This window comes from Mangrovimonas cancribranchiae (genome assembly GCF_037126245.1).
GTDB lineage: Bacteria > Bacteroidota > Bacteroidia > Flavobacteriales > Flavobacteriaceae > Mangrovimonas > Mangrovimonas cancribranchiae.
The window spans coordinates 1,554,977-1,578,364 of sequence record NZ_CP136925.1; the positions used below are offsets into that span (position 1 = coordinate 1,554,977).

At 35.1% G+C, this 23,388-nt stretch carries 14 protein-coding genes; 4 read left to right on the plus strand and 10 right to left on the minus strand.

Features of this window, described 5'->3' with window-relative positions:
• The first annotated feature begins 7 nt into the window (after window positions 1-7).
• From R3L15_RS06945 to R3L15_RS06955, 3 genes are read left to right on the plus strand one after another with little or no spacing between them, the layout of a single operon-like run.
• Window positions 8-10,681: a gliding motility-associated C-terminal domain-containing protein gene (locus tag R3L15_RS06945; protein WP_338730775.1), complete on the plus strand. Its 10,674-nt coding sequence runs from the start codon at window positions 8-10 to the stop codon at window positions 10,679-10,681.
• Window positions 10,682-10,693: 12 nt separating this feature from the next.
• Entirely contained in the window at window positions 10,694-11,620 is a 927-nt protein-coding gene (locus R3L15_RS06950; protein WP_338730776.1) for a type IX secretion system membrane protein PorP/SprF, read from the plus strand.
• Between the two features lie 12 nt (window positions 11,621-11,632).
• Window positions 11,633-13,543 carry an OmpA family protein gene (locus R3L15_RS06955; protein ID WP_338730777.1) on the plus strand — a complete coding sequence of 637 codons (1,911 nt, stop codon included), beginning with the start codon at window positions 11,633-11,635 and terminating at the stop codon, window positions 13,541-13,543.
• Window positions 13,544-13,849: 306 nt separating this feature from the next.
• Here R3L15_RS06955 and R3L15_RS06960 read toward each other — a convergent pair whose 3' ends face one another.
• Complete coding sequence (locus R3L15_RS06960; protein ID WP_338730778.1) at window positions 13,850-14,344, minus strand: CAP domain-containing protein; 495 nt, start codon at window positions 14,342-14,344, stop codon at window positions 13,850-13,852.
• Window positions 14,345-14,500: 156 nt separating this feature from the next.
• A complete protein-coding gene (gene pdxH, locus R3L15_RS06965) occupies window positions 14,501-15,154 on the minus strand; it encodes a pyridoxamine 5'-phosphate oxidase (protein ID WP_338730779.1) in 654 nt (217 codons plus the stop codon).
• Window positions 15,155-15,247: 93 nt separating this feature from the next.
• Here pdxH and R3L15_RS06970 point away from each other — a divergent pair, with 93 nt between their 5' ends.
• Entirely contained in the window at window positions 15,248-15,664 is a 417-nt protein-coding gene (locus R3L15_RS06970) for a hypothetical protein (RefSeq protein WP_338730781.1), read from the plus strand.
• Here the strand turns inward: R3L15_RS06970 and R3L15_RS06975 are convergent.
• The 8 genes from R3L15_RS06975 to porQ all read right to left on the minus strand — a co-directional run bounded on the left by R3L15_RS06975 (window position 15,657) and on the right by porQ (window position 23,329).
• Entirely contained in the window at window positions 15,657-16,568 is a 912-nt protein-coding gene (locus R3L15_RS06975; RefSeq protein ID WP_338730783.1) for a ribonuclease Z, read from the minus strand. The genes R3L15_RS06970 and R3L15_RS06975 overlap by 8 nt on opposite strands.
• An 11-nt stretch (window positions 16,569-16,579) precedes the next feature.
• Window positions 16,580-16,912, minus strand: a complete 333-nt coding sequence (locus R3L15_RS06980) for a ribonuclease Z (RefSeq protein WP_338730784.1) — start codon at window positions 16,910-16,912, stop codon at window positions 16,580-16,582.
• A 4-nt stretch (window positions 16,913-16,916) separates the two neighbouring features.
• The gene (locus R3L15_RS06985) at window positions 16,917-17,846 is read right to left on the minus strand and encodes an aspartate carbamoyltransferase catalytic subunit (RefSeq protein ID WP_338730785.1); all 930 of its coding nucleotides are present in this window, start codon (window positions 17,844-17,846) and stop codon (window positions 16,917-16,919) included.
• Between the two features lie 9 nt (window positions 17,847-17,855).
• Window positions 17,856-18,395, minus strand: a complete 540-nt coding sequence (gene pyrR / locus R3L15_RS06990) for a bifunctional pyr operon transcriptional regulator/uracil phosphoribosyltransferase PyrR (RefSeq protein WP_338730786.1) — start codon at window positions 18,393-18,395, stop codon at window positions 17,856-17,858.
• A gap of 137 nt (window positions 18,396-18,532) precedes the next feature.
• On the minus strand, window positions 18,533-19,279 hold the full coding sequence (locus R3L15_RS06995; RefSeq protein ID WP_338730787.1) for a T9SS type A sorting domain-containing protein: 747 nt from the start codon (window positions 19,277-19,279) through the stop codon (window positions 18,533-18,535).
• 312 nt (window positions 19,280-19,591) lie between these two features.
• The gene (gene rpsA, locus R3L15_RS07000; RefSeq protein WP_125468626.1) at window positions 19,592-21,430 is read right to left on the minus strand and encodes a 30S ribosomal protein S1; all 1,839 of its coding nucleotides are present in this window, start codon (window positions 21,428-21,430) and stop codon (window positions 19,592-19,594) included.
• A gap of 178 nt (window positions 21,431-21,608) precedes the next feature.
• Window positions 21,609-22,304 carry a (d)CMP kinase gene (gene cmk / locus R3L15_RS07005; protein WP_338730790.1) on the minus strand — a complete coding sequence of 232 codons (696 nt, stop codon included), beginning with the start codon at window positions 22,302-22,304 and terminating at the stop codon, window positions 21,609-21,611.
• On the minus strand, window positions 22,301-23,329 hold the full coding sequence (porQ, locus tag R3L15_RS07010; protein ID WP_338730792.1) for a type IX secretion system protein PorQ: 1,029 nt from the start codon (window positions 23,327-23,329) through the stop codon (window positions 22,301-22,303). The genes cmk and porQ overlap by 4 nt, the downstream gene beginning before the upstream one ends.
• Window positions 23,330-23,388 lie beyond the last annotated feature (59 nt).

The window sequence follows — 23,388 nt, forward strand, 5'->3', positions numbered from 1 at the left end:
TTTTACTATGAAAAATTTAACCGCTAAACAATTTTCCCAACATAATAGTAACTTTTTTAAGCTACTAATGTTGACTTTAATTATTACTATGTGTAGTTACAATAGTTTTGCACAAGTAATGATACCATTTACTCCAAGAGCTTCAGAGTTTACACCATCTAGAACCATTTATAATATAAAGGGTGACTTTACAATGATGGGTAACACCAATTTAACCTTGGTAAATTATGGTAATGGAACAAACAACAGTAATAACGACATGGAATATGTTGATGTAGACAACGTTACCAATACGTTAAACTCATCTTCTGCCAATTTAAATTTCTCTACAGAAAATGGTGCCATTCCAGAATGTTCTAATATTATTTACGCTGGTTTATATTGGACTGGTAGAGCTGGATCAAGTCGTACATTTACTGTTAATAAGGATGTCGCAACAGGAAATATGACTTCTCAAGAAGTAACCGATTCAGATACGGTATATAATAACAACTCCATTAACGACACCTCATACTCCTTAGATATATCAACTTCTGGAAACGATACATATTTCGAGTTTAGTTCTTCACAAGGTGGAGATACAGTAACTTTTAGATACGACACATCAGATAATGAAGTTTATATTAGTGTTAATAATAATCCCGAAACAGTAGCTAACCTAAGTTCATATGATGATAATAATGCCTATTTTAATACACCATACGAAATTTACTCTGATGCTAACTATACACTAGCTGTTACAAGGTTAAGAAGACAAGGTTGGGACAGAGCCTATGTAGAAATAACCACTACAGAAATGGTTCCTGAAGTTGTATCGGTATCTAAAACATTTGATAAACGTCAAGTAAAAATTAAAGGACCTCAATCTTCAACTTACACAGATGTAAATGCCAATGCAAACAACATTTACTACCCTTCTGGTTCCGAAGCAGATATGTACTCCGCTTATGCTGAAATTACCGAATACGTTAGAACAAATGGTTTAGGAGAGTATTTTGTAGCAGATTTAGCCTTACTTGAAGGAGATGGTGGTGGAACTGGTTACTATGGTGGCTGGGGAATGGTTGTTGTTTATGAAAACTCTAAAATGAATTGGAGAGACGTTACTGTTTTCGATGGTCATGCTTACGTACAAGGAAGTACTACAATTAGTCATACTTTAAATGTATCTGGTTTTAATGCTGTACAAAATGGAGATGTAAACATTAAATTAGGTATGATGGCTGGTGAAGGTGATGTTGGAATTTCTGGAGACTATTTCCAAATTCAACGTCAAGACAACTCGCAGTTTGAAAGCTTATCTCATACAGGAAACTCCACAACAAACTTTTTTAACTCATCTGTGGAAACAGGAGGTAATCTTAGAACCCCTAATTTACAAAACAATACCGGCTTAGATATAAGTATGTTTAATGTTGATAATACAAATAATGGTATTATAGACAACAATCAAACATCAACACAATTTAGATATGGCTCCACTCAAGACACATACATTATTTTTAATGTAACATTTGCTGTTGATGCATATATACCCGAAACAGAAGGTATTGTAACAGCTACTTCAATAAATGGAGTATCAAACCCGCCAAATCCATTAACTGTAGAACCTGGGCAAACTATCGATTATTCTATCGATATAAAAAATAAAGGTACAGAAGCTGTTAATAACGCACAAGTAGCCCTTCCTGTTCCTTATACAGCAAGTTATGAAAATTTAAGTATAGCATATAATGTCTATCCGCCTTTAAACCCTGCTAATGTTCCAGCACCATATTACGATCCTAATGTAGGTGCTACCGGATCTATTATTTGGAATATAGGAGAACTACCTGTACCTAACGACCCTAACGACATTCTAGCAGACATATCATTTTCGTTTACTGCCACAACAGATTGTGCGCTTTTAAACAATCCAAACTGTGGTTCAGAGGTTTCATTAACAGGAAGCATTTCTGGAGTTGGAGCTACTTCAGGAACAACATTTAGTCAAGATTTAATTCAAGGATACGAAAGTCAAGGTATCTGTGCAGGAGAACCTATAGCAGTTCCCTTTGTTATAGATATTGATGGAGATCAATACGTACAAGATAATTGTGGAAATTATAATCCTGTAAGAGATTTTACATTTTGTAATACAAATGTAACCTACATTTTACCTTCAGAAATTTCTGAAGAATTTCCTTCCGGAACACTATTTTATAACGAATATCCTATAGATGATAATTCCACTCAATTTACAGACTCTAATCCGTTTCCTGTAAATATAGGTGAAACCATTTATTATGCCATTCCACCTGGATCAACTAATTGTTATTACGAATTTACCATTAATGTAACAGAAATAACTTCTGTTCCAACCGCTAATGATGTTTCTTACTGTATAAACGAAACAGCTAGTCCATTAACAGCGACTCCTACTAATAATAATTATATCCTTTTATACTATACAGATAACGATCCAAACACCATTGGGCAATCGTCAATCACTCCAGATACCAGTACTGCCGGACAAACAACATATTATGTTGCCGAAGGTGAAGACTTAGATTGTATGAGTGAAAATCGTACTCCTATAGTCGTTACTGTTTACGAAGACATTACAATAACATTAGAAGACCTAATTAACAACTCATGTGATAGCGACAACAATGGTAGTATTGATATTACCGTTTCAGGTGGATCAGGAAACTATACTTTTGATTGGGATAATGATGGTGACGAAGATCCTGATAATGATACTGAAGACTTAACTGGTTTAGCAAATAACACATATACAGTTACTGTAAGCGATGAAAACTCAAACTGCTCTGCAACAGAAAGTTTTACAATTATAAGTAACGATGTTACAGCACCAACTATTACGGCTCCTGAAGACGATGTATTTGAGGCTTGTTCTACTACAGATATTACTAACGGAAATGCATCTTTAGCATATAGTGAAACCGAAGTTTCTATCTCCGAAAGCGACTTCATTACTGAAGGAGGTACTTTTACTGAAGATAATGTAAATACTATTACTTATCAAGATGTTGCCTCAGGAACATGTCCTATAATTATTACCAGAACATTTACTATTACAGATAATTGTGGGCAAACAGCTTCTGACACACAAACATTTACTTTAAATACACCAACCTTCTCTATTTCTGAAGCAGATGGAACGCAAACCGTAGACTGCATAGCCGATGCTACTGAAACGTTTACATTACCAACTATAACTGATGGATGCGGAAATACTTTAACTCCTTCTAATGCTGTTATTACAGAGTCTCCAGACCCAATTACCTGTGAAGGAACACGCACATACACATATACTTACACCGATTGTAATAATACTACAGATACTTGGTCTTACTCCTATACTATCGAATTACCAGCATTTACCGTACCTGCTAGTGACTCTCAAACAGTGGATTGTTTAGCCGATGCTGTTCAGCCTACTGCGCCTGTTGTAGCTGATGCTTGTGGTAATGATATCACACCAGTAATCACTGAAAATGCTGATCCAGCTTGTGAAGGTGCTAAAATCTATACTTTTACGTATACTGATTGTGCTAATAACGAAGCCGTATACACTTATACGTATAATATCGAATTACCAACATTTACTGTACCTGCTAGTGACTCTCAAACAGTGGATTGTTTAGCTGATGCTGTACAACCTACTGCGCCTGTCGTAGCCGATGCTTGTGGTAATGATATCACACCGGTAATTACTGAAAATGCTGATCCAGCTTGTGAAGGTGCTAAAATCTATACTTTTACGTATACTGATTGTGCTAATAACGAAGCCGTATACACTTATACGTATAATATCGAATTACCAGCATTTACCGTACCTGCTAGTGAAACGGAAACAGTGGATTGTTTAGCCGATGCTGTACAACCTACCGCGCCTGTCGTAGCTGATGCTTGTGGTAATGATATCACACCGGTAATTACTGAAAATGCTGATCCTACCTGTGAAGGTGCTAAAATCTATACTTTTACGTATACTGATTGTGCTAATAACGAAGCCGTATACACTTATACCTATAATATCGAATTACCAGCATTTACCGTGCCTGCTAGTGACTCTCAAACAGTGGATTGTTTAGCTGATGCTGTTCAGCCTACTGCGCCTGTCGTAGCCGATGCTTGTGGTAATGATATCACACCGGTAATTACTGAAAATGCTGATCCAGCTTGTGAAGGTTCTAAAATCTATACTTTTACGTATACCGATTGTGCTAATAACGAAGCCGTATACACTTATACGTATAATATCGAATTACCAACATTTACTGTACCAGCTAGTGAAACGGAAACAGTGGATTGTTTAGCCGATGCTGTACAACCTACCGCGCCTGTCGTAGCTGATGCTTGTGGTAATGATATCACACCAGTAATCACTGAAAATGCTGATCCAGCTTGTGAAGGTGCTAAAATCTATACTTTTACGTATACCGATTGTGCTAATAACGAAGCCGTATACACTTATACGTATACTATCGAATTACCAGCATTTACCGTGCCTGCTAGTGACTCTCAAACAGTGGATTGTTTAGCTGATGCTGTTCAGCCTACTGCGCCTGTCGTAGCTGATGCTTGTGGTAATGATATCACACCAGTAATCACTGAAAATGCTGATCCAGCTTGTGAAGGTGCTAAAATCTATACTTTTACGTATACTGATTGTGCTAATAACGAAGCCGTATACACTTATACCTATAATATCGAATTACCAGCATTTACCGTGCCTGCTAGTGACTCTCAAACAGTGGATTGTTTAGCTGATGCTGTTCAGCCTACTGCGCCTGTCGTAGCTGATGCTTGTGGTAATGATATCACACCGGTAATCACTGAAAATGCTGATCCAGCTTGTGAAGGTGCTAAAATCTATACTTTTACGTATACCGATTGTGCTAATAACGAAGCCGTATACACTTATACCTATAATATTGAATTACCAACATTTACTGTACCAGCTAGTGAAACGGAAACAGTGGATTGTTTAGCCGATGCTGTACAACCTACCGCGCCTGTCATAGCTGATGCTTGTGGTAATGATATCACACCGGTAATCACTGAAAATGCTGATCCAGCTTGTGAAGGTGCTAAAATCTATACTTTTACGTATACTGATTGTGCTAATAACGAAGCCGTATACACTTATACCTATAATATCGAATTACCAGCATTTACCGTGCCTGCTAGTGACTCTCAAACAGTGGATTGTTTAGCTGATGCTGTTCAGCCTACTGCGCCTGTCGTAGCTGATGCTTGTGGTAATGATATCACACCAGTAATCACTGAAAATGCTGATCCAGCTTGTGAAGGTGCGAAAATCTATACTTTTACGTATACTGATTGTGCTAATAACGAAGCCGTATACACTTATACGTATAATATCGAATTACCAACATTTACTGTACCTGCTAGTGACTCTCAAACAGTGGATTGTTTAGCTGATGCTGTACAACCTACTGCGCCTGTTGTAGCTGATGCTTGTGGTAATGATATCACACCGGTAATCACTGAAAATGCTGATCCTACCTGTGAAGGTGCTAAAATCTATACTTTTACGTATACTGATTGTGCTAATAACGAAGCCGTATATACCTATACCTATACTATCGAATTACCAACATTTACCGTGCCTGCTAGTGACTCTCAAACAGTGGATTGTTTAGCCGATGCTGTACAACCTACTGCGCCTGTCGTAGCCGATGCTTGTGGTAATGATATCACACCGGTAATTACTGAAAATGCTGATCCAGCTTGTGAAGGTGCTAAAATCTATACTTTTACGTATACTGATTGTGCTAATAACGAAGCCGTATACACTTATACGTATAATATCGAATTACCAGCATTTACTGTACCTGCTAGTGAAAGCTCTGCTGTTAGTTGTATTGATGATGCACAAGTTGTCCCTACCCCACCTGAAGTTCAAGATGTTTGTGGTAATATGATAACTCCTACGGGACCAATTGTTAGTGATGATCCTACTTGTAGTGGTGAGAAAACCTATACATGGAATTATACAGATTGTGCAGGAAATTCAAATGATTGGGTTTATACATATAATGTAAATGACAATATCGATCCTACAATTGATATAGCGGCAAGTGACTTAATTGTAGAATGTGATGGAAGTGGAAATAATGGTGCTATTCAAGACTGGTTAGACAACAATGGAGGTGCTCAAGCTACAGACAATTGTGGGGATGTTACTTGGACCAATAATTATAATGGAGTTGATTCAGATTGTTCTTCCCCAATAGAAGTTATTTTTACTGCAACTGATGAATGTGGTAACTTTATAACCACTACCGCTACTTATGCTATTCAAGACACAACTCCTCCAGTAATAATAGAAGGAGCTGCTAAAGAACTACTTGAATGTGATGGAAATGGCAATATAACAGATATAAATAACTGGCTAAATTCTAATGGTGGAGCAATAGCATCTGATGATTGTTCAGCTATAACTTGGACACATGATTTTACCGAACTATCTGATGACTGTGGAGCAACAGGATCTGCTTCTGTAACCTTTACGGCTACTGATGGATGTGGTAATCAATCAACAACAACAGCTCTTCTCATCATTAAAGATAGCCTCTTCCCTACATTCTCAGTACCACAAGATATCACGATTGAATGTGATGAAGATGCAACAGACCTTACTTTAACAGGGGATGTAACGGATGAAGCAGATAACTGTTCTGCTGATATCGAAGCAACATATTCTGATAGTACGGCCGATGGCAACTGTCCGTCTGAAAGTATTATTACGAGAACATGGACCTTAGTTGATGATTGTGGCAACACAACCACGCAAACACAAACTATTAATGTAGTCGATACCACTAATCCAACATTCTCTGTACCACAAGATGTTACGATTGAATGTGATGAAGATCCAACAGACCTTACCTTAACGGGGGATGTAACCGATGAAGCAGATAACTGTTCTGCTGATATCGAAGCAACATATTCTGATAGTACGGTCGATGGCAACTGTCCGTCTGAAAGTATTATTACGAGAACATGGACCTTAGTAGATGATTGTGGCAACACAACTACGCAAACACAAACTATTAATGTAGTCGATACCACTAATCCAACATTCTCTGTACCACAAGATGTTACGATTGAATGTGATGAAGATCCAACAGACCTTACCTTAACGGGGGATGTAACCGATGAAGCAGATAACTGTTCTGCTGATATCGAAGCAACATATTCTGATAGTACGGTCGATGGCAACTGTCCGTCTGAAAGTATTATTACGAGAACATGGACCTTAGTAGATGATTGTGGCAACACAACGACGCAAACACAAACTATTAATGTAGTCGATACCACTAATCCTACATTCTCTGTACCACAAGATGTTACTATTGAATGTGATGAAGATGCAACAGACCTTACCTTAACAGGGGATGTAACGGATGAAGCGGATAACTGTTCTGCTGATATCGAAGCAACATATTCTGATAGTACGGCCGATGGCAACTGTCCGTCTGAAAGTATTATTACGAGAACATGGACGCTTGTTGATGATTGTGGCAACACAACGACGCAAACACAAACTATTAATGTAGTCGATACCACTAATCCTACATTCTCTGTACCACAAGATGTTACTATTGAATGTGATGAAGATGCAACAGACCTTACCTTAACAGGGGATGTAACCGATGAAGCGGATAACTGTTCTGCTGATATCGAAGCAACATACTCGGATAGTGTAGCTGATGGCAACTGTCCTTCTGAAAGTATTATCACCAGAACATGGACCTTAGTAGATGATTGTGGCAACACAACCACGCAAACACAAACTATTAATGTAGTCGATACCACTAATCCTACATTCTCTGTTCCACAAGATGTTACGATTGAATGTGATGAAGATGCAACAGACCTTACTTTAACAGGGGATGTAACGGATGAAGCGGATAACTGTTCTGCTGATATTGAAGCAACATATTCTGATAGTACGGCCGATGGCAACTGTCCGTCTGAAAGTATTATTACGAGAACATGGACGCTTGTTGATGATTGTGGCAACACAACGACGCAAACACAAACTATTAATGTAGTCGATACCACTAATCCTACATTCTCTGTACCACAAGATGTTACTATTGAATGTGATGAAGATGCAACAGACCTTACCTTAACAGGGGATGTAACCGATGAAGCGGATAACTGTTCTGCTGATATCGAAGCAACATACTCGGATAGTGTAGCTGATGGCAACTGTCCTTCTGAAAGTATTATCACCAGAACATGGACCTTAGTAGATGATTGTGGCAACACAACCACGCAAACACAAACTATTAATGTAGTCGATACCACTAATCCTACATTCTCTGTTCCACAAGATGTTACGATTGAATGTGATGAAGATGCAACAGACCTTACTTTAACAGGGGATGTAACGGATGAAGCGGATAACTGTTCTGCTGATATTGAAGCAACATACTCGGATAGTACGGCTGATGGCAACTGTCCTTCTGAAAGTATTATCACCAGAACATGGACCTTAGTAGATGATTGTGGCAACACAACTACGCAAACACAAACTATTAATGTAGTCGATACCACTAATCCTACATTCTCTGTTCCACAAGATGTTACGATTGAATGTGATGAAGATGCAACAGACCTTACTTTAACAGGGGATGTAACGGATGAAGCGGATAACTGTTCTGCTGATATTGAAGCAACATACTCGGATAGTACGGCTGATGGCAACTGTCCTTCTGAAAGTATTATCACCAGAACATGGACCTTAGTAGATGATTGTGGCAACACAACCACGCAAACACAAACTATTAATGTAGTCGATACCACTAATCCTACATTCTCTGTTCCACAAGATGTTACGATTGAATGTGATGAAGATGCAACAGACCTTACTTTAACAGGGGATGTAACGGATGAAGCGGATAACTGTTCTGCTGATATTGAAGCAACATACTCGGATAGTACGGCTGATGGCAACTGTCCTTCTGAAAGTATTATCACCAGAACATGGACCTTAGTAGATGATTGTGGCAACACAACTACGCAAACACAAACTATTAATGTAGTCGATACCACTAATCCTACATTCTCTGTTCCACAAGATGTTACGATTGAATGTGATGAAGATGCAACAGACCTTACTTTAACAGGGGATGTAACGGATGAAGCGGATAACTGTTCTGCTGATATTGAAGCAACATACTCGGATAGTACGGCTGATGGCAACTGTCCTTCTGAAAGTATTATCACCAGAACATGGACCTTAGTAGATGATTGTGGCAACACAACCACGCAAACACAAACTATTAATGTAGTCGATACCACTAATCCTACAATCGATATTACAGCTAACGATTTAACTGTAGAATGTAATGGCGATGGTAACACAGAAGACATCAACCAATGGTTAGAAAACTTTGGCGGTGCTCAAGCAACGGATAATTGTTCGGATATAACTTGGACAAATAACTATACGCAACTTTCTGATGGATGTGGAAATACAGGTTCTGCTACAGTAACCTTTACCGCTACAGATGATTGCGGAAACGAAAGTACTACAACAGCCACATTTAGTATTGTTGATACTACTGCTCCAACAATCGATATTACAGCTAACGATTTAACTGTAGAATGTAATGGTGACGGTAACACAGAAGATATCAACCAATGGTTAGAAAACTTTGGCGGTGCTCAAGCAACGGATGACTGTTCGGATATAACTTGGACAAATAACTATACGCAACTTTCTGATGGATGTGGAAATACAGGTTCTGCTACAGTAACCTTTACCGCTACAGATGATTGTGGAAACGAAAGTACTACAACAGCCACATTTAGTATTGTTGATACTACTGCTCCTGAAGTGTTAAATGACCTATCTGATATCTTTGTAAGTTGCGATGAAATACCTTCGCCTCCTACTCTGGAATTTAGTGATTGCTCTGAAGTAACTGTTGTCGACTTTTCAGAAAACAGTACTTTTGATGGAACTAATAACGATTATGAAATTGTTTGGAGTTGGTCAGTAATAGATGAATGTGGAAATAAAGAAGCTTTTAATCAATCTGTATTTGTATCGGTTTACGAAATGATTACACCATTAAATGAAACGAGATGTATTGACGACGGTGCTATTGATCTTTACAGTTATGTAAGCAATATAAATATTCCATGGCAAGTTCAATCTGGAAACATCTCATTAAGTGATATTGTTGATGGGTATGTTTTACCTTCAACTCTTGAAATTGGTGTCTACACGTTATTTCACACGACTGAAACCGAATATGGTTGTCTTGAAACAACTGAATTAACAATAAACCTTCATGATGATTGTATTGTACTTCCTTCACCCGATTGTGAAAGATCTAACGTAAAAATTTCTAAAGCAATTACACCAAATGGCGACCAGTGGAATGAGTACTTTGAAGTTTTAGGTGTTGAGGAATGTGGTTTCACAGTAGACGTTAAGATTTTTAATCGCTGGGGAGCAATGATTTTTGAATCTAATAACTATCAAAATAATTGGAATGGTCAAGCACATAAAGCCTCTATTGGTGGTGCAGACAAAGTACCAACAGGAACATATTACTACATTGTAAATTTAAGAAATAGTGGATTTGAACCTTTTACAGGACATATCTACGTAGGAACCAAATAAAAGCTATAACCTATGAAACTTGTTAAAAATTATATAGTTGCTATTGCCCTACTGAGTACCACTTTGGGGATATCCCAACAAATGCCTCAATTCACTCAGTACATGTTCAATACAATTTCTATAAACCCTGCATATGCAGGAAGTAGAGAAACACTGAGCATTGTTGGCCTACATAGAAGCCAATGGGTTGGATTTGATGGAGGACCTGTAACACAAACCCTTTCTGTCCACTCACCTTTAAGAAACGAAAAAATAGGTCTTGGCTTATCTTTTATAAATGATAAGTTAGGTGACGAACGTTTTTCCTATATGTATGGAGATTTTTCATATACTATAAATACAGGAGCTAAAACTAAATTAGCCTTTGGTATTAAAGCAGGATTTACTAATTATCGTCTTGACAGGCAAGCACTAGATCCTAATGCACAAGATCCTAACATTTATGGAATAGATGATCGATGGAGTCCCAATATAGGTGCAGGTTTGTATTGGCACACTAATAGATGGTACTTAGGGCTTTCCACTCCTAGAATACTGACAAATGATTATCATGATAGCGATAGTGGTCAAGATTATGCAGCCTTAGAAAGAGTTAGCTATTACTTTACCGGTGGTTATGTATTTGATTTATCAGAAAACACAAAACTAAAACCTGCCTTCTTAATTAAAGCAACTAATGGAGCCCCTTTATCGTATGATATTACAGCTAATTTTCTATTTTATGAAAAGTTTTGGCTTGGTGGTGGTTACAGAATTAACGAAAACACTTCCTCACTTGGTGGCATAGCAGATTTTCAAGTCTCAAAACAGTTTAGAATTGGATATGCCTACGAATACCCACTCTCTGAAATAAATGACTACGTTGGTGGTACCCATGAAATATTAGTCATTTTTGAATTATTTAAAGCTAAAAGAATTAAATCTCCTAGATACTTCTAAAAAACCAACAGCATGAGAACAAAAGTTTTATTTATAATATTAGCACTAAGTACCTCTCTTATCTTTTCGCAAGAAAAAGTTGCTGATAAGTTTTTTGAAAGGTATGCTTACTTAAAAGCCGCAGAACTTTATCAAGATGCCTATAATGATGGCAATGATTCTGAACACGTATTAACTAGGCTTGGTGATTGTTATTACAACAACTCCAAACCAGAAAAAGCAGCCAAATGGTACAAAATGGCTTTAAATAAATACGCTAAATTAAGTCCAGACTATCTCTATAAATATATACAAACACAACGTAGTTTAGGTAATTATGAAGAAGCTGATAATTGGTCTTTAAAACTTAAAGAAATTCAATCTGACGATAGTCGGCTTGATGAACTAAATAAAAGCAATCTTCACTTATACAACAAATTAGCATCAAAAAAAGGAATTAATGTTAATATTTCCAACCTATCTATTAATTCTAAATATGCAGATTTTGGCTCGTATATTAAAGATAATACATTATATTTTTCGTCTTCAAGAAACACAGAAAACGACATTTATAAATGGAATAACGAACCTTTTTTAGACATCTATAAAAGTACCCTAAACAATAAAGATGGTAAAAGAGAATTTACTGAAGCTAAACCTATACCTTTTCAAGGTATTGCCAGAAAGGACATTCACGAAGCAAATCCAGTATTAACTAATGATGGTAAAACTATGTATTTTACCAGAGATAATGTTAATAAAAGAAATAGACCTGTTTACGACAGAAAAGGAACAACACATTTAAAAATTTATAAAGCACAATTAATAGACACGACTTGGTCTAATATTGAAGAGTTACCTTTTAACGATGATATTTATTCAACCGGCCACCCTACCTTAAGTCCAGATAACAAAACCTTATTTTTTGTTTCCGATCGTGAAGGTGGGTTTGGACAAACAGATATTTATAAAGTAGCCATTAATAAAGATGGTTCTTACGGCGAAGTAATAAACTTAGGAGAGACTATTAATACCGAAGGGCGAGAGGTTTTTCCATACATTGCCAAAGATAGCACACTATACTACTCTTCAGATGGCTTCTTAAATCTTGGCCTTTTAGACATCTTTAAATCTAATATTATAAAAGACAATACATCTGAAGCCATAAACCTTGGCGCACCATATAATAGTGGCTATGACGACTTTGCTTACTTTGAAGACACTGATGGCAATGGTTATTTTTCATCAAATAGACCAGAAGGAAATGGAAGTGACGACATATATAGTTTTCATACCTATGAATGCAAACAAATAATTAAAGGTGTTGCCAGAAACAGTGCAACTTTACAACCATTAAATTCCGCTACAGTAAAATTAGTTGATGAAGCTGGTAAAATTACAGAAGAAATAGTCACTACTGAAGACGGTTTTTATATGTTTGAAGTTGATTGCAATAAAAAATACTCTATTCTTGGTAGTAAACAAGATTATAAAGATGACCTAAAAGACATTGAAACAACAGACGAACATGAGAAAGAACACGAAGTAGATCTTCACTTAATTCCATTAATAAATGAAAACGAAATAGTTATAAACCCTATTTTCTTTGATTTTGACAAATGGAATATAAGACCCGATGCAGCTTATGAGTTAGAGAACATTGTTTCTGTTATGCGTGCCCACCCTAATATGATTATTAAAATTGAATCACATACCGATAGTCGTGGTAGCGATAGATATAACATGAAACTATCTGATAGAAGAGCAAAGTCTACAAGAGACTATTTATTATCTAGAAATATTGACACAGAGCGAATAGAAAGCGCTATTGGTTATGGCGAAACACAGTTAGTTAATAAATGTTCTAATGGTGTAAAATGCTCTAAAGAAGAGCATCAAGAAAACAGACGATCTAAGTTTATTATTTTATCTGGTAAAAATTAACTCCTAGTAAAATAAGACCACCTTCATTAAAAAAGCTGCTTGAAGTCACATTTAAGCAGCTTTAATAACCCCATTAAAGAACAGGTAATAAGATTCATAGTTAATTATATAGCTTACATATTCTAATTTCCTAAAATTACCTTATTACCTTAAAGCCACTCTTTAAAGAGTGGCTTTTAAATTTTAAAACATAAAAAAAGCCACTTCATTACAAAGTGGCTCACCTCACGCTAAACATGAGAAATCTAAAATTTAACAACCAAAATTGTTAAAAATAATATAGCTTACATATTATTCCTTAGACTTTTATTTCTTTAAGAAGATGTTCGTGAAGTACCATCTCCCTTCACTATCCATCTCAGCAGATATGTCAAAATCAGTAAAATCACCTTCAATATTTTCTTTATGCCCAGGACTATTTAACCAAGCATTAACAACAGATTGTGCCGATGAAAACCCATAGGCTACATTTTCTGATACTTTAGTAGCTCCTGCATTATTTATTAAATAGTTTTTTCTTTGGAAGAAGTTATGATGAGAAACATCACTAGTTTCTACCATATAATCTGTATGGCTAAAAGCTTGCGATTTAATAACATCCATATTATCTAAAGCATTATAACCATTAGTCAGTCTGTATTCATTTATAAGCTCTAGTATTTCAATTTCTATTTGTTTGGCTTCTGGTACAACAAATGTAGATGCTACTTTGTTATCGTTTTCATCTATACTATCTGTTGAACATGAGAAAGTAATTAAGCATAGTAATACCATAATAGGTAATATCGTAGGTCGTTTCATTGTTAGGTTATTTTAGATTTGGTTCTGTAAAATTAGAATCCTATCTAAAACAAACTGTTAATAAAATGTTAAAATCGATAAAAAACATGTATTTCATCGATTTTATATGTTTTTAAACGGGTATTAATTGTGTAGAGTTGCTTTTAATCGATCAAATCAAGGCGATAATCGTTTTTTTAACCAGTTATTAGTGTTATTTTGATCTAAAACATACAAAATCCTATCATGAAGCCGGTTAGGTCTTCCTTGCCAAAATTCTAACTCTAACGGAGTTACCTTGTAACCGCCCCACCAAGCTGGTCGAGACACTTCTTTATCAGCATATTCTTCTGAAAGGTCTACTAATTTCTTATCTAGAACTTCACGGCTTTCTACCTCTTCGCTTTGATTAGAGACTAAAGCACCTATTCTACTCCCTTTAGGTCTAGACTTAAAATAAGTATCACTAATATCGCTACTTGTTTTATTAGCTACACCTTTAATAATAACTTGTCGCTCTAGCTCTGGCCAAAAAAAGGATAAACATACATTAGGGTTTTTAGCAATTGCTTTTGCCTTATTACTATTATAATTAGTAAAGAACACTAAACTATCATGATCCATTTCTTTTAAAAGTACAATTCTACTTTCTGGAAAACCAGACACGCCAATTGTAGATAATGTCATGGCGTTTGCTTCTACTTTTGGAAAATTTTCATCTATTTCATGAAACCATTCCTTAAATAATGTCATGGGATTACTTGGAGTTTCCTCTTTGGTTAAAATATGTTTCTCGTAAGATTTTCTGTAACTACCTAAATTTGTTTTCATTATAAAAGCTATTTTTAATATATTATTCTTTTATAAAGAATAATTTTTAATTCTTAAATTATTTGATATAAATTTAGGCTTTTTCAAGGAAAAATGACATTTGAAAACAGCCCCTTTTACAAACGTCTTGAACACAAAAAAGTAGTATACAGTTTTGGTACTTTTTATTTTTGTGATATGTTTTTTGTATCCGAATTAAATGAAGGCATTCATTTTGATTGGGATAAAATAACTCAAGTCATCTCTACTATTTATGATATTTATGGTAATTATAATATTAAGTTAGCTCATATTTCCAATAGAGTGAACTCCTACTCGACCGAACCACATCTATGGATTCACTTTAACCAAGAGTTTGGTTTTGTAGTTGCAAGCGCTATCGTTTCATATTCTGAAATGAACTACATAAATGCGACCATTGAAAAAAGATTTTCTAAAAATAGTATTAAAAGATGTGCTAGTCTTGAGCAGGCTATAGAATGGGTAAAAAACTTAAGAGAGTTTAATTAAAAGTAAACGTTTTTCCTTCTTTAGATAATTTAACAGTGTTATTAAACACTTCTTCGGCTTCACTTTTAAAGGCGTTTAAATTATCATAACGCGTTGAATAATGTCCTAAAATTAACGTCTTAACATTAGCTTTCTTGGCTATTTTTGCTGCTTGTTTAGCCGTACTATGTTTTGTTGGTTTTGCTAGCTTTTCATGTTTCTCTAAAAAAGTAGACTCATGGTATAACACATCAACATTTTTAATTATTGGTAAGATAGATTCGCTATAAGCTGTATCGCTACAAAACGCATAACTTTTTGGGTTAACTGGAGGTGATGTAACATCGGCATTTTTTATTAAATTGCCATCATTGTTTATAACATCAAAACCTTGCTTTAGTTTTCTATAGTAAGCTTTATCAATATTAGCATCAATTGCAGCGCCTATTCGTAGTTTTCTTTCTCCTGGCTTTTCTTTAAATAAAAAACCATTAGTATAAACTCTATGATCTAATGGAATTGTTGACACTTGCACTTGGTCATCTTCAAAAATAACTTCTGAAGTTTTTGAGGTTAACTCATGAAAAATAAGTCTGTAATTGGTCCAAGAGTCTGATAACTTCATTTGGAGTGTTATAACTTCTTTGATTCCTTTTGGGCCATAAATATGTAAATCGGCTTCCCTTGTAAGTAGTCTAAATGTTGATATTAAACCTACTAAACCAAAATAGTGGTCACCATGCAAGTGTGAAATGAAGATGTGCTTTATGCGATTAAATTTCACCTTATTTTTTCTAAGCTGGACTTGCGTTCCTTCACCGCAATCAATTAAAAATACATGATTTTTTATTTCTAAAACTTGCGAAGTAGGATTGGTGTTTATTCTTGGAGTAGCACTATGGCAGCCTAAAATGGTTAATTTCATGTAAATAAAAATTAAAACCCTAAATCTCGCTCCATTTCTTCCATTTCAATAATATCGTAAGCCTCATGTAATGTTGGCACTACAACTATTTCGTCTGGAATGTCATCAAAATTTACTTTCTCAGAAACTATTACAAAAGAGTTTTTGGCTGCTCTATGATTATTAGATAGTCTTAAAAACTCTACTATTTCTTGTAAAGATATAGGTTTTAGGCTAGTTAAGTTTACGATAATATTATCGTTTTTAAAACGCTCGTACATAACATCTAGCTTCTTGACTAATTCTACAATAGAAGCTTTTTCTTGTGTGATTATGGAAACATTACCATCTTTATCTATAATCATAATCTTATTGTTTTATTTTAGAAGCTAATAGATAAATTACAGCCATTCTAACGGCAACACCGTTTTGAACTTGATCTAGTATAATAGCTTGATCAGAGTCTGCAACATCGCTAGTAATTTCAACACCTCTATTTATTGGTCCTGGGTGCATAATCACTACCTCTTTATTTAAAGAATTTAATAAGGCCTTATTTACACCAAACTGCTGAGAATACTCTCTTGTCGATGGAAAATAATTAATATCCATGCGCTCGTTTTGTACTCTTAACATATTGGCAACATCGCACCATTCTAAGGCTTTTCTAAGATTGGTTTCAACCTTAACGCCTAATTTATCAATGTATTTTGGTAATAATGTTTTTGGTCCACAAACCATAACATTGGCGCCTTGTAATTGTAGCGCATAAATGTTTGATAACGCTACCCTACTATGTAAAATATCGCCAACAATAACCACATTTTTACCTTTAACTTCTCCTAGCTTTTCTCGTATTGAATACGAATCTAATAACGCTTGTGTAGGGTGCTCGTGGGCGCCATCTCCTGCGTTTACAATACTTGCATTAATATGATTAGATAAAAACACACCTGCTCCAGGATTTGGATGGCGCATTACAACCATATCTACTTTCATAGAAAGGATATTGTTAACCGTGTCTATAAGTGTTTCGCCTTTTTTAACTGAAGATTGAGAAGCCGAAAAATTAATCACATCAGCTGACAATCTTTTTTCTGCTAATTCGAAAGATAATTTGGTTCGCGTAGAGTTTTCAAAAAAGAGATTCGCAATCGTAATATCTCTTAATGAAGGGACTTTTTTTATGGGTCTGTTTATAACTTCTTTAAAGTGGTCTGCTGTTTCAAAAATTAAATCAACATCAGATGCTTTTAGATACTTAATTCCCAATAAGTGGTTAACACTTAATTCGCTCATGGTTATTGTTTAGTTCTTAATTAAATATACCGCGTCTTCACCATCATTTTCAATCCATTTTACTTTTACCTTTTCTTCATTTATAGCATCTACTTGTCTTCCTCTATAATTGGGTTGTATGGGTAAATGTCGACTAAATCTTCGGTCTATTAAGGTTAAAAGTTCTATTTCTTTAGGTCTCCCAAAAGATTGAATGGCTGTTAGAGCTGCTCTAATACTTCTTCCGGTGTACAATACGTCGTCAATAAATACAACGTTTTTATCTTCAACTAAAAAGTTAATTTGGGTAGTGTTTGCTTCGAGTATTTTTTCGCCTCTTCTAAAATCATCACGATAAAAAGTAATATCTAAAAACCCTAACTTAATATTTTTAACCTTATAGTCTTGCTCTAAAATTTGAGCTAGTCTTTCTGCTAAAAATGTGCCTCTAGGCTGTAGACCTATTAGAACTGTGTTTTTAAAATCATGATGGTTTTCAATAAGTTGGCAAGCCAATCGATGAAGAATGATGTTTACCTCTTTTGCACTAAGTAAAGCTTTATGACTCATATTGTAACCAAAAGTATCTAAAAAGCAAAGTTAAGGTAAAAAAGTGTAGGTTACAATGAAGTTATACAGTTATGTTGCTTACAAAAAAGAGTCCCTTACTTAGGGACTCTTTTTAAAATGTATTATGTTTTTAACAATCAACTTTTAATGAACTTATATGATTTTGTTTGTCCATTACCTTTAAAATTAATAATGTAAACACCATTGTTTAAATAACTTGTGTTTATTGCTTTTAATGTTTCTATGTTATTTTTTGAAGCAATTAATCTACCAGATAAATCATAAAGTTGATAAGCTGTATAGCTTTTATTATTAATTAATTGCACACTGTTATTACCAACTACCATTTTAAATTTGGTATAATTTTCTTGACTAACAGATAACGTTGCATCAAACTCACTATACATAGTTATGGTTGTAAGGTTTAGCAAATCGGTTAAAAAAGAAAGTGTTCCCGATGGAATATAAACTCTTAAGTAGTAATCATCGTTAGGGTTTACCTCGTCTATAACTACTTCAAAGCTACCACCTAACACAATGATAACGTCGTAAAACGAACAGCTAATTTCTTCTAAATTGTTAGTATCGCCATTAACTGCCTTTAGAATTTGAAAATCTATTTGAGTACCTAAGGAAAGTCCTAAAGTAGCCATCCCAATAGTGATTTTATTATCACCGTTAGAAATATCGTGTTTGTAAAACACGTCGGCCGAAGTGCCACAAGCTGGTGTTAATGCCGATGGTGTAGCCGAACTAAAATCTAATAAATTTAAATTTACACCAGCACCATCAATAACAATGGCATCTTCAATGGTGTTTCCACTTTGTGCAAAAGCACATAAGGTGAATGCATACAATGCAAAGTTAAGTAACATTTTTTTCATAATAATAAGTGTTTAGGGTTAATAAATAATAGACTATTAATCTGTTAGGGGAATTATATTTTAGTCTAATTATAAAGCGCTTTATAATTATTATGAAATTCTAATTTGAGGTCTATAACATATTGTGTGTGTTTTAAATAAATTTGAAAAAATCAAGATATTTTCATTTAAACTAGTTAAAAACATTCAAATAAAATAACTAAATACAATACAAATCTACAAAATGCACAAAATTTTAACATTTACCATGTTTTAGGTATAAAAAAAGCCTTGCAAATGCAAGGCTTTTAGATTTATTAGAATTGTTAAGAATTATTTCTTACCATCCATTTTATCTTTAAGTGCTTGAAGCGTTTCGTTAGCATCGCCTAATGTTGGCTTAGCTTCTGCAGCAGCATTAGCAGCTTTCTTAGCAGCAGCTTTTACTATTTTAGCTTCTTCTTCTCTAAAGATGGCTGTATGAGAAGCAACAACTCTTTTGAATTCTTTATTGAACTCAATAATTTTGAATTCTGCTTCTTCTCCTTTTTTCAGTTTTTTACCATCTTCTTTTTCTAAGTGACGTGCTGGTACAAAAGCAACGATATCTTCGTTAAACTCAATTGTTGCACCTTTGTCTACGATATCAGAAATTTCGGCAGTGTGAGATGTTCCTACTGCAAATTCTGCTTCATATTTGTCCCAAGGGTTCTCTGTTGTTTGTTTGTGTCCTAAACTTAATTTACGACCTTCAACATCTAACTCAAGAACAACTACTTCTAGCTCATCACCTACGTTACAGAACTCAGATGGGTGCTTAATTTTCTTAGTCCAAGATAAATCTGAGATATAAATTAATCCGTCGATACCTTCTTCTAATTCAACAAATACACCAAAGTTTGTAAAGTTACGTACAATACCTTTATGTGTAGATCCTACAGGGTATTTTGTTGTAATATCTGTCCATGGATCTGGCGTTAATTGCTTAATACCAAGAGACATTTTACGTTCTTCTCTATCTAAAGTTAAGATTTGTGCTTCAACTTCGTCTCCTACAGATACGAAATCTTGTGCAGAACGTAAGTGTGTAGACCATGACATTTCAGATACGTGAATTAATCCTTCAACACCTTCGGCTACTTCAATAAATGCACCGTAGTCTGCAATAACAACTACTTTACCTTTTACTTTATCACCTACTTTTACATCTTCACCTAAAGCATCCCATGGGTGCTTGCTTAATTGTTTTAATCCTAATTGGATTCTAGATTTATCCTCATCAAAATCAAGAATTACAACATTAAGTTTTTGATCTAATTCTACGATTTCGTTTGGATGATTAATTCTAGACCAAGATAGGTCTGTAATATGAACTAAACCATCTACACCACCAAGATCGATAAACACACCATAAGATGTAATGTTTTTCACAACACCTTCTAGTACTTGACCTTTTTCTAATTGGCTGATGATTTCTTTCTTTTGTTCTTCTATATCTGCTTCGATAAGTGCTTTATGAGACACCACTACGTTTTTAAACTCGTGATTAATTTTCACCACTTTAAATTCCATAGTTTTGTTTACATACGCATCGTAATCACGGATTGGTTTTACATCGATTTGAGAACCTGGCAAGAATGCTTCGATACCAAATACGTCAACAATCATACCTCCTTTAGTTCTACACTTCACGAAACCTTTAACGATTTCTCCGTTATCGTGAGCTGCATTTACACGATCCCATGCTTTAATTACACGAGCTTTACGGTGAGATAATACTAATTGTCCAGTAGCATCTTCACGTACATCGATTAATACTTCTACTTTATCACCAACTTTTAAATCTGGGTTGTAACGGAATTCATTTAATGAAATAACGCCTTCAGATTTTGCGTTGATATCGATAATAGCATCGCGATCTGTAATGTGGATAACTTCTCCTTCTACAACTTCATCATCTAAAGTATCTACAAAGTTATCGGCTACTAATTTTTCGAACTCTTGTAATTGAGAATCTTCAACCTCATCAATACCTTCTTGGTAATTGTGCCAGTTAAAGTCTTTTAAAAATTGTTCTGGATTTTTTTGAGCTTCAGAAACTTGAATTTCTGGAGTTTCTGTTGTTTTTGCTTCAGTTGCTTCAACTTCAGCTTGTTTTGCTTTTTCAGCCATGTGCTGATTAAAAATTTGTATTCTGTATGATTACGGAAGATTTAAAGCGAAACACACAGAAGTGTTTTTAAAATTTGTTTACTATCCTTTCTCTATTTCCGACTATCCGCTAAAAGGAGTGCAAAAATACTACTTTTTATTAGAATAACCTAATCTTATTTTGCTAAAAACTAAACTATTACCCCATTGATTTTTGGGCATCTTGAATAATGGTAAGAATTTTATGTAATTGCTCTTCTTGGGTAAGTGATGAGTTGTCTATTTCTATAGCATCATTGGCTTTTATTAATGGTGAGTCGGCTCTGTGAGAATCTATATAATCGCGTTCTTTTACATTTTTTAAAACATCTTCAAACACTACTTTATCACCTCGGTTAACTAATTCATCAAATCGCCTTTGTGCTCGAACTTCGGCAGACGCTGTCATGAAAATTTTAACTTCAGCATTGGGGAACACAACGGTTCCTATATCACGTCCGTCCATAACCACACCTTTATCTTCGCCCATTTTGCGCTGTTGCTTCACTAATTGATAGCGGACTTCTGGAACGGCTGCTACTTGACTAACAAAAGCAGAAACATTTAACGTACGTATCTCTTTTTCAATATTTTTGTTGTTTAAATACACTTCAGAAAATCCTAAATCCTTATTAAACTTAAATTGAATATGAATTTTGTGAAGATTTTCTACTAATGTATTTACATTAAAGGCTTCTTTAGTAATAAAATTATTTTGCATTGCAAAAAGTGTCACGGCTCTATACATAGCGCCACTATCTACATAAGTATATCCTAAATGGGATGCTATTTGTTTTGCAACAGTACTTTTGCCTGTTGAAGAATGTCCGTCTATCGCAATTGTAATTTTTTTCATCGGCCACTTAAATCTATTTGCATTCCAAAAAAGTTTGCGTTCGAGGCACTTGTATATCGCGCATGTGTGTAACTAAACCTAAACTTACCAAACTTTAGCCCTACACCTGCCGATATTCCAGAGAAATTTCTTTGGTCTACAATACGCAACTCCTCGCCTCTTCTAAAGTTATATCCTAAGCGAATATTAAACCCACCTTTTGGAAATAATTCTGCACCTATAATAGTATGTCTTAACACATTTCCAAAAAAACTTACCTCATCTTGGGTTTGATTTCCTTCTAAATCGGTTTCAGCACGTGCCGGATTGGCTGCTCCTATGGGCCATTTTTGTAAGTTTTCGAATGTTAAATGCCAGCGTAATGGCACATTTTCTAAGGTTTGCGACATACCAAAGGCAACTTCTAATGGTAACGGTTCGTTTTGCCCCGCATAAGTGGTTATTTGAAAACCGGCATTTCTAACGACCAAGGAGGCTTGAAATTCAATATCTTCATTTATATACAGTAATCCCGCATCTAATGCGGCACCAAATGAATTATATTGTTCTAACTTAGAGGTTATAAATTTTATGTTTCCACCTAAATAAAAGTCTGAATACCCTATTTGACGCGCATACCCAAAAGATAGAGCAGCTTCATTTCCTGTAAATGTATTGGTCGCGTTACCATATTCATCGTATCCATCAAACTTACCGTAGTTTATATAGTTTACACCTATGTGCAATGTTTGTGTACGTCTATCCCAAGTGTAAGCATAGGCAGCTGTACCATAATTTATGTCGCCTAAATAACTCGTGTAGTTTACTGCTAATTGATTATCCATCTCAACATTAATAGTTGACGGATTATAAAGTGCTTGGGTAACATCGTAATCTACGTTAGTTAGCACTTTACCTCCTAAAGCAGCTTGTCGTGGCGACGATACCAAGTTTAAAAACTGGTAAGTAGTTTCTCCACCAACTTGCGCACTAGCTACAAAGTTAAATAGCAATGAAAAAAGTAAAAAGGTAATTTTTCTTGACATAAAGCTGCAAAATAACTAAATCTATCTTAAAACGATAGTATGTTTAATTTATTTTTATG